This window comes from Gammaproteobacteria bacterium (assembly GCA_029881255.1).
Lineage (GTDB): Bacteria > Pseudomonadota > Gammaproteobacteria > S012-40 > S012-40 > JAOUMY01.
On record JAOUMY010000007.1, the window covers coordinates 96,652 to 110,034 of the forward strand.

Consider the following 13,383-nt stretch of genomic DNA (forward strand, 5'->3'; position numbering starts at 1 on the left):
TGTGAAAAGTTTGATTGCGTTAGGCATGGTTTTTTATAGATAGAAATGATTTTAAACAAAAACACAAAGACGTGGTAGCAGGAATCACTCCACAAGCCTAGCAATATAGACTTCTATAGTGATGCAATCTCTTGGTGCAGTTCTATATAGCTACGACTTGGTTTGTGAGTCATTCTATGTCAAGAACAGGCAGGAAATCGTCCGTCTGAAAAACGGGTTTTAGTATTCTGATGAATGGTTCGGTGAGGAACCGTGGCTGATTAAAATGCACGCGAGCTAGTGGCTTGTTCATATAGCTTGCAAGTATGTTAGGGCTGCGGCTGCTGATTGGCGGAAGGTATGATAATTTGACAGCCTACTTGGTATATGGCTTGGATTCACGGGCTTGTTTAAACACAGATCTGAATTTTTATACTAAATTCTCACGTTTGTTTTGACAGAGATAGGCTATATACTTACCATTCCTCAGACTATCTAGGGAGAAATACGCGTGAGGCTGACCTACTCATACATTTTTCCGGTTCTTCTCTGTGCAATATTTCCAACAGTAGTTCATAGCGCCGTCACCCACAAACTCAATGTTAGCCTGGAACCCACCGCGCACAAGATTAAGGCCGTTGATGTGGTGCAGTTGCAGAAACCGGTTAATGAGCTAGCGTTTCTTCTTCATGGAGGTCTAAAACTCACGTCACCCGATAGTTCACTGCGGATAGCTGAAACTATCAAGAACTATGTCATTCCATTGAATCGATATGTAGTAAAACTACAGGCGGGGCAGTCGCAGTTTACGCTGAATTATGAGGGTGAAATTTATCATCCCGTTGAACAGCAAAGCGAAGAATATGCCCGTAGTTTCAGTGAGACACCTGGACTGATTGGTGCTCAAGGTGTGTTTTTGGCACAAAGTACCTATTGGTATCCGGTTGTTGAAAATGAGTTCGTACATTTTTCGCTGGAAACACACCTGCCGACGCAATGGCAGTCGGTATCACAAGGCACTCGCAAACATCACGATGTTGGGAAAAAGTTCACCGTCACGCGTTGGGAAGAGTATTCCGACCAGGAGGAAATCTATCTGACGGCAGCGCCGTATAAAGTGTATCAACAGTCGGCAGGTGCGGTGGCGGCGATGGTTTATTTGCTACAAGCAGATGATGCTCTGGCGCAAAAATACCTCGATGCGACTGCACAATATGTCGAGATGTACCGAAGCCTGATTGGGCCGTATCCGTACGATAAATTTGCACTGGTGGAAAATTTTTGGGAGACAGGTTATGGCATGCCTTCGTTCACGCTTTTGGGTTCTACGGTAATACGTTTGCCATTTATCGTCAGCACGTCTTATCCGCACGAAATATTGCATAACTGGTGGGGCAACAGCGTATATGTGGACTACACGACCGGAAACTGGGCCGAGGGTTTGACTGCCTATCTTTCGGATCATTTGACCAGTGAACAACGAGGGCAGGGTGACCAACATCGCCGACAAATTCTTCAACATTATACGGATTTCGTTGACGCCAATAAGGACTTTCCATTGTCTGAATTTCGCTCCCGGCATAGCTCGGTAACAGAAGCGATTGGATATGGAAAGACGCAGATGTTCTTTCATATGTTACGCCAGCAATTCGGAGATGACGTTTTCGAGAAGGCACTGCATCGCTTTTATCGCAAATACAAAGGAAAGATTGCAAGCTTCGAGGACTGGAGAAAAACATTTGTCGAGATAACAGAAAAGGATTTATCGAACTATTTTGATCAATGGATTTCACGCACGGGAGCACCACAGCTACAAGTAAAAGCCGCGACAGCTTATCAGAAACCCAAGGGTTTTGAGTTGGAATTGGATATTGTGCAGATACAAAATGCAGATGCCTATCAACTGGAAGTACCCGTGGCGATTACGGTGGAAGGAGAGGATCAAGCCATAGTTGAGCGCGTCAAAATTGATAAGAAGCAACAAAAGATAAAGCTGCTTGTGGTCAAAAGACCACAGGCTGTAAATGTCGATCCACAGTTCGACATCTTTCGTCGAGTGGACCTCAATGAGATTCCCCCCGCATTGTCTCAGGCCTTTGGCGCGGACGAAGCCTTATTTCTAATTCCGAGCATGGCCTCTTCAGATTTGGTTTCGGCCTACAGGCAATTGGCAGAAGACTGGCAAAAGACACAAAGTTCAGGAATTGAAATAAAGCTTGATAGCGAGGTAAAGACCTTGCCTGATGATAGGGCCGTCTGGATTTTTGGCAGTGAGAATGTGTTTTTCGACCAGCTTGCGAAAGTCGCGGCTCAATACCAGGATACGTTGAATAGCAGTAACATCAGTCTAGACAAAACAGATCTGCAAAAAGGTGATCAATCGCTGATATTTGTTACCCGCAATCCTACCAATATGAAGAATGCCATCGCGTTTGTCACTACGGCGAATAGTCGCGCCTTGCCAGGTTTAGCGCGTAAGTTACCCCACTATCGAAAGTACAGTTATCTTGCCTTTGAGGGAGATGAACCCTCTAATACCGTGAAAGGGCAGTTCCCCGTTAATAGATCACCAATGCAATTGGTGGTTACACAAGCGGATGGGCATGCTGCCCAATCACGGTTTGCCGCAGTTACGCCACAAAATCCGCTGACTCAAATTCCGACCGTATTTGATGAAAAACGCATGCTCAGTGATGTCAACGCTTTAGTGGACAAAAAAATGGCCGGGCGTGGCTTAGGGAGTACTGAGATAGATCTCGCTGCAGACTATATCGCAAACGCATTTAAGGAAGCTGGTTTAACTCCGGGTTTTCCAGATTCCAATACCTATTTCCAAACGTGGTCACAGTATATCGATGGACTCGACCGCGATGTGGCAATGAAAAATGTGGTCGGATTTATTCCAGGTATTAATCCGCAAATGAAAGGAGAAAGCGTCGTTATCAGTGCACACTATGATCACCTAGGTCGAGGGTGGCCTGATGTTCGAAAAGGCAATGAAGGAAAGATTCATTCTGGAGCCGATGACAACGCTAGTGGTATTGCGGTGATGTTGGAGCTCGCGCGACTTGCCGCAAAAAAGTGGAGGCCTGAGCGGACGATTGTTTTCGTAGCGTTTACCGCCGAGGAAAGCGGCAAATTGGGTTCTTCATACTACGTCAAAAATTATCGTCGACTACCAGCTGAAAAAGTCATTGGCGTGCTGAATCTTGATACTGTGGGGCGACTCAAAGATTCACCGGTAAGCATCTTTAATAGTGGTTCGGCAACTGAGTGGCCACACATTTTTCGTGGCGCTCAGTTTGTGACTGGGGTCAATATAAAAACTCCCTCGAGTGCGATTAGTGCCAGCGACGATTCCAGCTTTATAGACATAGGTATTCCTGCCGTACAGTTATTTGGTTCTGTACACGAAGATTTTCATTCTCCCGGCGACACAATTGAGAAGATAGACAGCGCTGGGATGGTAAAAGTGGTTACCGTATTGAAAGAAGCCGCGGAGTACTTGTCCTCACGTCCGGAACCTCTGACTTCGACAATTTCGGATGCGAAAACGACAGCTACGAACAAGTCTGAGATTAAGCCTCAAGGTCGGAAAGTAAGCGTTGGTACCATTCCAGATTTTGAATACTCGGGGGAAGGCGTGCGTATTACCGGTGTCACGCCAGATTCTCCAGCACAAAACGCGGGTATGAAAGCGGGGGACATCATTACCAGCTTAAATGGAAAGTCGATAAAAAGCCTAGGCGACTATGCAAAACTTCTGCGATCCCTGAAACCAGGAGACCACATTAAATTGGGATATCAGCGCGCGGGGCAGAATACGTTAGTGGAGTTGGATGTGTCTTCTCGTTAGTCGTGGTAGAACGGTTTGCTCTGCTGGTCTGGTTTCAAGCTTGGGACATACAAATTTATTGTCGGCGTTATTTACAGTAGTTTCTAGCTTATTTAAAAATCTTTAAATAAATCAATAAGAAAAAATATGGCAATGTATTTGCTTGGGTGGGTTTTATAACAATATAGAATTACACAAAGGGCTGCATCACTTTGTGGAGTATACAATGAAGAAGTTGATGTTCGGCGCCGCAATGCTGTTGGCAAGCAGCAGCGTTATGGCAATTCCTACCCTCCAGGTCCATGCTCTTGGATCTACTGCCTACGATGGAACGGGTGACGATGATACTTGGTTAGTTTCAACAGACGGTTCAGTCGAGTTGGAATTAATCGGTACCTATAGTCCGACGACTGTTGTCAGCATTGATAATGCCTATTTGGTTATGACAGTGGCCGCGCATAGCGGCGATTTTGCAAGTCAAATCGGTCCATTTGCGACTAGATATGATGACTCGACAGCGTTTGAAACCTTTCTCTCAACGTTGGATTCTGACGTGAGCCTGAATAATCATGCACCATATGGTTATCCGGATGATCAAATCGATATCTATGCGTTGGAACTGGATTTGATGCTCCCGCCGTCAAATACGGGGATTGGATTCGGTACGTTCTCCGACATCATGGAAACCAAGGACTGTAATGCTGATATCGCTGGAACGACTGATTGTGCCAGCACAACAGCGACCGGTGAAATCAAGACTGTGACAATGTCGCCATCGTCATTAGTCGGCATTGACTGGGTTCATTATGACTTGGTTGCACTGGTAACTGACCAACATGGTAACCAGAGTATTGTGACTACTTGGGATATAAATCCAGGTTCACATGATTCAACCTGGACCAGAGCGAGTTGTACTGTTGACTGTGGAGTTACACCTCCCCAGGAATTACCCGCGCCACAAACACTCATGCTGCTTGGCTTGGGACTTGTTGGTATGGTAGCCGCACGTCGTAGGCAGTCTGTGTAGTAGGATTGCTTTTCAAACGCAGTTGAAAAAGGCGCTCGCAATGAGCGCCTTTTTTCTGAGTTCGTTTTTCACGCCTGGATTATATTTTCGCCAAATCCAAATACCTGTGAACTGGTTCATAGGTGACGACGACCCGCTTGTTAGAATTTCCTTTAATTGGATGTTATGTCATACCCAGTGTGTGCTGCCGGTGGGAGTAGGGTGTGTTTGTCTCTCACATGTGGTAATTCAAGTAGGTATGCATTAATGTTTAATTGCTGTACTGGTGGGTTTTAAGCCCTATGAAAATAACGAGTTTAACGAGAGGACAGATATGGAAATTCAGAAGGTTCCAATTCGAAAGGCTGTTACGGTTCCCCTGGCGGCATCGCTATTGGTCTTTTTAGCACCGCTTGCGCATGCTGTACCAACGATTAATGCCGAGGTTCAGTACAATGTTGGCACTATATCGGGAACAGATCAGGATGGTCCTTTAACAGCGAGTAGCGGCGGTGTTGATGTTTTGGCGCAACAACAGGATGGATACTATAACAATGTTTTCTACCATACCTATGGAACTGCAGGCGGAAACTTCGGTTCCCGCGTGAGCGGCGGTGGTGAGTTCGATATTACTGGGGTGTTTACTTACTCCGATACACTGGTTAATACAACTTCCGCGACTCAGCAATACATCTTCGAATTTGATGTCGTTGCGGGTGAGCTTGCAGCGTCTGGTTATAATTTAGCGGCGGGTGAATTCGTGCAGGCGTCATACAATATCGATATTAGTATCGATACCGGTGCAGGATTGTACACCGTATGGAGTAGTAGTGCCGCGGTCCAGATGACAGACGCCGGTGGGACCCTAAGTGAGGGTGGAAACTTACTTGATGGTGCCACGCTGACTAGCGATGGTAGTAGTGGTTACATACACTATGACTGGGACAACACCATGCGTAACGTGTTCTTGGGGGAGTTTGCGAGTGGGTCGTCGTTTGATTTTGTCTATACCTTGAGTGCCAGCGCTTCTTCAAATTTCAATCCATTTACAGAAAGCAGTTGTGAGCCCAAGGACTTTGGCGAAGGCGCGGGCTTTGACTTTGGCGAAGTGTTTATAGACTTTGTTGAAACCGATCCGCGTTGTATTGGAAACAGTGCAATTGCACGTAGCGGTGATCCATTCTACTTCAATAATTTTGGTTACAATCCTCATACGTTGACAATTTCGCAGCGTGCGGTATCAACTGGCAATGTTCCAGAGCCTGCCAGTATCGCTTTGCTAGGACTCGGAATTGTTGGACTAGTGGGTGCGAGAAGAAGAAAGAGTTAAAAAACAGAGCAGGGGTGAGACGGCACTCGTCTCATCCCTGTTCGTTTTTCATTTAACGTAGGTCGATATTTTCGTGCGAGTATCAATCGGCTGCTTTAATTGAAACCGATATTGTAAGCACTTTAGTCACAGCTGTAGCGATAGCTGTCGTCCAATTCCTTCGAGAACACCACGGTACGTATATTTTCCTGAGTTGCCTTTGCGCAAAGTGTTGTTTGTCCGCTGGGAGTTTTGTAATCAGCAAGGTATTCAGCATTCAACACCGGTTTGTTGTCGTTCACAAATACTGCGAGAGCTTCACACTCATCGAACTCATGACATTCTTCGCTGACGTGAAAATCGAAATAATCGACCAAATCCGCAGCTTGGTCATTGTCGTTTTTCAGCCCGACGCTTAGCCCTTGTTTGTGTGCCTCGTTGGCCAGCCAACGGTTATAGGCAAGTTGGACTTCAGCCGTAATTGGTTTCCCTGAATCGTTTTCAAATATATTGACGTTGTCGGGTTCGACACCATCGCAGCCTAATGTTTTGAACGCGCTCAACCTGGCCTTCATGATATTGTGTACATTTTCCGAACGAACATCTAGCCAGCGTTCATTGGCATAACCATCCATGGTATTTCCCAAATCGGCCTCTTGAAAATCTGCTGCGTCATTGCGCCAGCTTTCATAGCTACCGGCAGAAAAATAACAAATTACCTTCCTGCCATCATTATGTAGTTGATTGATTAATGACTGGGCATCGCTAAGGTCAGGGGATAATGGGTCAATATCATAAATCTCGACGTCATAGCTTGTGTTGATTGTCTCTCCTTGTATCTGCCATTGCCAGGTTGCGGAGACGCCGGGCTTATACCAGCCGCCGCTGGTGATGGGAAGAATTTCTGACGCATCAGGTAAGGCATTCACTATATCAGGTTCATCGTCGCCACACGCGACGACCATTAGCGAGACAGAAATAACGCAAAACAATTTGAAGGCAATTGAATGGAATGTTGAAGGCGATTTCATTTTCTACCCTTTAGTTCAGTGCTATACAGTCGCCCTAGTTTAAACGATATAATTTTGTCTACATAGTGAGTTAAATCACGGGAATTGCAAAATCTGGGAGTGAGAGGCCTCGAAGGGAGAAATAAGGTATAGCGCCCTCCAGGAGAGCGCATAAAAGTATAGAGTCACTACATCTGTGAATGGGTGCAAACTATCTTCGCGTACTTGGTCCATTTAACGGAAGCCCATTACCCATATAGGTTAAAAAGTATTCAAGGTTCCGATACTCTTCACTTTGGGCTTCAAACGGCTTGGCGCGTACTTGATTGTTGCAGCCGATAAAACGACGATGAAGAGTGCCAAGCTCATTCCATTTTGATCGATAGACCGGCCAGTTGGTGTGTTGCCCCAGGCTGGGGCTCAAGGATTCCGTGCGCAAGAATTTTCCTGCTGCTACCTGATGACAGTGTGCGCAGGAAAAATTAAGTTGTCCGCGGCGCGCGTAGTAAAAGTGTTTTCCTTTTTCGTAAGCTGATAGTGCACCTGGATCATTAGGAATCTCGACTTTAGTCAGCTGGCCACGAGATTCGTAAGCCATGTATGCGAGTAAATCCGCTATATCTCCTTTTAAATACTTTAAGGGCTTCTCACCATTGGACTCGCGACATTGATTAATGGCTAAGGGGAGAGTGATAACAGACTGTTGTTCTTTGTCCCAACGCGGGAATTGATTGGTCACGCCAGGTTTTTTAAAGCACGAAGCATAGCTTTTGCCATTACTAAATGGTGCATTCCATAGGCGCTTTCCTGCATCGATATTGGTTTCATAGGGAGGGAACTCTTCAATCAGTTCCCAGTTTTCGCGTGCAACGTTGTCCCACATATAGACACCGTCAGCAAAGTCCTTTTCCGCGACCTTGGGAAAGAGTTTAAAGTAGTAATTCCTAAACGCGTGACGGTCGCTTTCTGGGCTGGCAAATGCCGCAGGCAAACAAGACAAGAGTACCGTTGTAATGATAGTCAGAGTAAAGTATTTGCGCATGGCGATCACCTTCTTTGTTGTGCTTTGAAAAAACAGAAGAATTGAGTTTATATGAAGGTGATAAGCGCTAGGAATGACCAGAATTGCAAATCTGTAGTGCATTTGTGCAAAACGAAAATTGTTTAGCGAAAATGCTTTCCGCTAATCAAGTCCTGTTTGGTCGATAGTTCGGCATGCAGAAAATCCAATAGGGTCCGAATGCGGGTAGAATTGCGTAGATCAGGATGTGTGAGCAGCCACAATTGAAGTACGAGTTCATCGGGTGGACTGATGATACGGCGCAATGAGGTCTCCGCATCTCCGAGAAAGCAAGGCAAAGGTGCAACACCCATGTGTCGTTTTACGGCATCGAGTATGATCTGCGTGCTATTGCTGCTCAATGAGACGCGACTTTGAATCTGTGAAAACTTTTTCCAGATAGATTGTGGAAACCAGGCACTGCTATCATCAGTGAGAATCCAGCTGTGCTCGCCGAGAGACTTGTGTTGATTTTCCTGTATGTATTTTTTGCTGGCATAAAAACCAAAACGAAAATCACAGATCTTGCGGCCTATACTAAGATCCGGTGGCCTGGCAGTCACTCTAACCGCAATATCCGCCAGCCGTTTCGACAATTCAAGCGCGCTACTGGTAACGATTAAGTCGATGTGTATATCCGGGTGCAGACGCGTAAACTTCGCTAAGCACGGCGTCAGCAAATGTAGTGATACGCCTTCCGCGGCAGTGATGCGTATCGTACCCTGAAGTCTGGTATCTTTGCCGAGAAGCTCTCGGCTGAATTCGCTTACGCGCTCCTCTATATCCTGTGCAGCTTTGACGGCTGATTCACCCTCATCGGTCAAAACATACCCCGTGGGCAAGCGCTCAAAGAAACGGACTTTGAGTGTTTTTTCGATGGCATTGATATGTCTGAAAACCGTGGTGTGATTTACGCCCAATAGTTCGCCTGCGCCAGCAAGACTGCCCGCTCTGGAAATCGCCAGTATGGTCTTCAGGTCATCCCAAAGCATCTTCCAATGTCCTTTTTGTGTTTGCACAAATGCAAAATGTGATTGCAGTAATGTTTGTTGATATTGCAGCTTTACAATTTATAAACTGAAGACACATCGCTTGTCCAGTACTCAAAGGAGTGTTTTGTGAAACTAATGAGAAACGTGAGTCGGTCCATTGTGCTATGTCTATTTGCTCTATCCAGTACAGTCGTTGTTGCCAAAGAAATTGTTCTGGACTTCAAGGGGCGATTGTTGAACGCGGATCTTCAATTCGTTACAAACAAAACATTAAAAGACGGGGTAATTCTCATTACGCATGGCGGCCTGGCACATAGAGACCAGGAAACCATTGCCCACATGAGCAGTTTACTCAATGAGCGAGGATATAACACCCTGGCTATCAATCTTAGTCTCGGTATTTGCAATCGACATGGCATGTACGATTGCGAACAAGCTCACCGACACACGAATGACGAAGTCATGGACGAACTGGCTTCCTGGTTCGAATGGTTGTCAAAACAAGGCGCGACGGACATCGTTGTCCTTGGCCATTCACGAGGTGGCGCGCAGGTTGCGAGATTCGCCGCAAGACATTTGCCTCATAAGGCACATGCCGTGGTCTTGATGGCGCCATCGACTGCCATGAATGCGGGTAAGGGATATGTAACGCGGTATCAAAAGCCTCTGGATCCTTTACTGGCTAGGGCCAAGGCCTTACAAGAACAGGGTAAGGGTGAGACGCTTATTCATAATACAAACATGATGCACTGCCGAGATACAACGGTGAGTGCAAACTCTATTGTTTCGAACTACGGTGAGGACGATTTGCTCGATGCGCCGACGATGCTTAAAGAGATCAAGGAACCAACTCTTATTGTCATCGCAGGCGATGATGAGGTTGTGATTGATTTGGGCAAAGAGTTAGTTGAGCTACAGAAACGACCGAATATAAAGGTCGAGGTCGTCGATGGCTCAGGGCATTTCTTTCGCGATCTTAACGGGGAAGATGCCGCCGATATGGTAGATGCATTTTTATCTACTCTTTAGTATTTATGTAGAAAGAATAGCTTAATCGGCTAAAGATACTTCCCGTTCATCCATTGCCATCAACTCATCGGCGAACAATAGTTCAACGAGCGGGAATGGCTGCATAAAATGATAGCCCTGGGCATAATCAATTCCCAAAGACACAAGTTTTTCTACTATGGATTCGGTTTCTACAAACTCGGCGATAGTCTTTTTACCCATTACATGACAGATATCATTTATTGACTTCACCATGGCGTAGTCAACCGGATCTTTGTCTATGTCCCTAATAAAAGTTCCGTCTATCTTTATATAGTCGGCCGGTATCGATTTAAGATAGCTGTATGATGATAGACCACTTCCAAAGTCGTCGAGATAGAACTGGCAGCCGTGTAATTTCATTTCACGCATGAATCGCAAAGCCTGTGGTAGTTTTTGAATAGCGGCTGTTTCTGTGATTTCTATTCCAATGCTACCCATAGGTGGTTTATAACGATTAAACAACTGTTCAATCTTTTTCAGAATATTGGCGTCTCCTAACGAGACACCGGATAGATTGATAGACAATCGTATAGCATCGGTTCGATTTGGATTACTGTAGTATTCGTTCAGCAATTTGAGTGTATTGACTACCACCCACAGATCAATTTTCGAAATGATGTTGTAGCGTTCCGCAGACTGTATGAATTTGTTTGGTGTAACGATAGTCCCGTTGTTTTCCTTCAGGCGTAGAAGGACTTCATAGTGTTGCGCAGGGCGACTCTCTCCATTGCTTATTCTGTGTACAGGTTGGCAATAGAGCACGAATCGATTCTCCTGCAGACCCTGTATGAGCCTTGTTACCCACAGCATTTCCCCTTTGCGTCGGTTTAATTCCTTGTCTTCGGGTTTGAATACTTGAATACGATTGCGTCCCTGGTCTTTGGCCGAATAGCAGGCAGAGTCCGCAGCAGAGAGTATGTAAAAATAGTCACCTGTCTGGGCGGTGAACTCGATAGCGCCAATCGACGCGCCTATGCTAAATAGCTTGTTTTCCCATTTGAAACGAAATTCTCGGGCAGTGTCCAATAGCAATTCTGCAATTTTTATAGCGGCTCCCATATTGCAATATTCGAACAATATGCCGAACTCGTCCCCACCGAGTCTAGCGAGTGTGTCATGCTGGCGAACGCGTTCTTGTAGAAGGCTGGATAGTTGGCGCAGCAACATATCGCCTGCGACATGACCACAGGTATCGTTGACGATTTTGAATTGATCAAGATCTATATAAAGCAGAACATGGGAGCTACCATCGCTGCGGGAAAGATCTAAGGCATTATTGACGCGCTTTTCAAACTCACGACGATTGATGAGTCCAGTGAGGGCATCATGTGAAGCCTGATACGATGCCTTCTCCTTTTGTTTGATCAATTCGTCGGTGGTTTGTTTGTGGTTGTCGATCTCGCCTTTGAGCTTTTCCTGGTAGGCCTTGATGGAGTCGCGCATGTTTTCAAAACTATGAATGAGATCACCAATTTCATCCTGCGTCTGCCCCGGTATGTTTGAATGGTAGTCTCCCATTGAAAGCCTGGAAGATGCATACGCGAGTGCTTGTATAGGTCGGCGTACGACAAACTCAACTATAGTACCAATGGAGATAATAACGACGACCAGAAAAGAATACAGCGTTAGTAGAAATTCGTGTTCCAATTGCTTTACATGCTGTATAACTTCTTTGACGTCCACGAAAAGCGTTAGCATGCCTAAAGCGGGTCCGTCAAAACGCACTGCCTGATTATACCGAAATACGGTATCGGAAAGCTCAATAGGCTCTGGTTCATCAATGGGGTAGAGCAATGTTTTGTCGCTGCTGTATAACGTAATGCTTAACCATTTTTCGTTCTGGTGAAGCAATGCATCCAGGTTGTCATAGATGTTTGCCAAACGATCCTCAAGCAAGGATGGAATGAGTCCCTCGGCGGCGGTCTTTAAATGGGCCTTAGTATTGGTTTGATATTCATTCAGGACGGCGTCAGTATACTTCGGTAGCCAGATAAAATGGGAATATCCCGCCAGACACAAACAAAACAATGCCAGCGGAATAAAGAGCTTTGCTCGCAGTTTCATTTTTGGACGAAAATTACTCGTTGGTAGAAACATAAAACCTATCCAATCCCCATTGGCGAATTACTGTGTAGTCGCTAATCTCAGCAGGAATCGCTTTATTCAGCGGTATTTGCGATAACATCAAAGCGCCTTGCTGCGTTTTGGAAAGATCAAGCAAGGCCTTCCGTAATAATTCGCGGTGTTTAGCGGGAACACGCGGGTGCGCTGCAATGGGATGTGGTGGGATGGGGCGCGTAGTGTATAAAATTCGAAGTTTGTTTTTTATTTCGGGTATTTGAGAATCAAACGTGCTGAGAACCCCGCCGCCAGCACTTGATAGACCCTTTGCAACATGTAAATAGACGGAGCTGTGAGTCTGCACATACTTGGGTTTAACGCTAATCTGAAATAGATTGACAAAGTCGGCGCGCATAATCAACGATGCGCCAAGCGCATTGGGCGCTGGAAATGCGACGGTTTTGCCTTGAAGTTCACGTATGTCGCTAATATCACTATCTCTGTGTACGACTAAAATCCCCTGTAGTGAACGTTCACCATCTCGAACCAAAGGCACGTAGCCCTGAGACTTATGCGCGAGCGTAATGTGATAGGGGTTCATATACGCGAAATCGAATTCGCCAGCCAGAAAACTGGTTTCGAAACTTGATATCTTGGGGCTTCCTTTGATTTTAAAGCGTAGTCCCGTCTTTTCCTCGATTTGGGTAAGAATAGGCTGCCAGATACGAAACATTTTTCGCTGTTCGAATTGTGGCACGATACCGAAACTATAAACTCTATCCTGTTTGATAGGATTCTGAGCTGCCGGCGCGCTCTGAAAACAGAAAAACATGCAGACTAAAACGTAGCCAAACCGTCCGATGGTAAAACGCATGGCTCCTTCCTATCATGATGAGTTACCAGCATACGCAAGGTTTCTGCTTACTGGGGATTTAGCATTTCTCACGTAAAAAAGAAAAACTTACGATTGTTTTCTTTTATACCGTTTTCTTTCTGGTTTTCCAAGGGGTTGCGAACTAAATCTCGCGAGAAAAATTTATAGTGACATCGGAAAATCTTTTAGATCGTTTACTTTTTTAGC

At 45.6% G+C, this 13,383-nt stretch carries 9 protein-coding genes; 4 read left to right on the forward strand and 5 right to left on the reverse strand.

Annotated features, from left to right (window positions below; genetic code table 11):
• The first annotated feature begins 490 nt into the window (after positions 1–490).
• The 3 genes from OEZ43_14075 to OEZ43_14085 all read left to right on the forward strand — a co-directional run bounded on the left by OEZ43_14075 (position 491) and on the right by OEZ43_14085 (position 6,150).
• Positions 491–3,835, forward strand: coding sequence for a M20/M25/M40 family metallo-hydrolase (locus OEZ43_14075; protein ID MDH5546715.1), 3,345 nt, complete (start codon positions 491–493; stop codon positions 3,833–3,835).
• 205 nt (positions 3,836–4,040) lie between these two features.
• Positions 4,041–4,841, forward strand: a complete 801-nt coding sequence (locus tag OEZ43_14080; GenBank protein MDH5546716.1) for a choice-of-anchor N protein — start codon at positions 4,041–4,043, stop codon at positions 4,839–4,841.
• Positions 4,842–5,154: 313 nt separating this feature from the next.
• On the forward strand, positions 5,155–6,150 hold the full coding sequence (locus tag OEZ43_14085; protein ID MDH5546717.1) for a PEP-CTERM sorting domain-containing protein: 996 nt from the start codon (positions 5,155–5,157) through the stop codon (positions 6,148–6,150).
• A gap of 122 nt (positions 6,151–6,272) precedes the next feature.
• On the opposite strand, the gene OEZ43_14090 is transcribed toward OEZ43_14085, so the two are convergent.
• The 3 genes from OEZ43_14090 to OEZ43_14100 all read right to left on the reverse strand — a co-directional run bounded on the left by OEZ43_14090 (position 6,273) and on the right by OEZ43_14100 (position 9,191).
• Positions 6,273–7,160, reverse strand: coding sequence for an endo alpha-1,4 polygalactosaminidase (locus OEZ43_14090; protein ID MDH5546718.1), 888 nt, complete (start codon positions 7,158–7,160; stop codon positions 6,273–6,275).
• A 190-nt stretch (positions 7,161–7,350) separates the two neighbouring features.
• Positions 7,351–8,181, reverse strand: coding sequence for a sulfur oxidation c-type cytochrome SoxA (gene soxA, locus OEZ43_14095; protein ID MDH5546719.1), 831 nt, complete (start codon positions 8,179–8,181; stop codon positions 7,351–7,353).
• Positions 8,182–8,303: 122 nt separating this feature from the next.
• Positions 8,304–9,191: a LysR family transcriptional regulator gene (locus OEZ43_14100; GenBank protein ID MDH5546720.1), complete on the reverse strand. Its 888-nt coding sequence runs from the start codon at positions 9,189–9,191 to the stop codon at positions 8,304–8,306.
• Positions 9,192–9,326: 135 nt separating this feature from the next.
• Between OEZ43_14100 and OEZ43_14105 the strand changes: the two genes are divergently transcribed.
• Entirely contained in the window at positions 9,327–10,220 is an 894-nt protein-coding gene (locus OEZ43_14105; protein MDH5546721.1) for an alpha/beta hydrolase, read from the forward strand.
• Between the two features lie 21 nt (positions 10,221–10,241).
• On the opposite strand, the gene OEZ43_14110 is transcribed toward OEZ43_14105, so the two are convergent.
• Together OEZ43_14110 and OEZ43_14115 are read right to left on the reverse strand one after the other, a co-directional pair.
• A complete protein-coding gene (locus tag OEZ43_14110) occupies positions 10,242–12,338 on the reverse strand; it encodes an EAL domain-containing protein (protein ID MDH5546722.1) in 2,097 nt (698 codons plus the stop codon).
• Positions 12,319–13,176: a phosphate/phosphite/phosphonate ABC transporter substrate-binding protein gene (locus OEZ43_14115; protein ID MDH5546723.1), complete on the reverse strand. Its 858-nt coding sequence runs from the start codon at positions 13,174–13,176 to the stop codon at positions 12,319–12,321. The genes OEZ43_14110 and OEZ43_14115 overlap by 20 nt, the downstream gene beginning before the upstream one ends.
• Positions 13,177–13,383 lie beyond the last annotated feature (207 nt).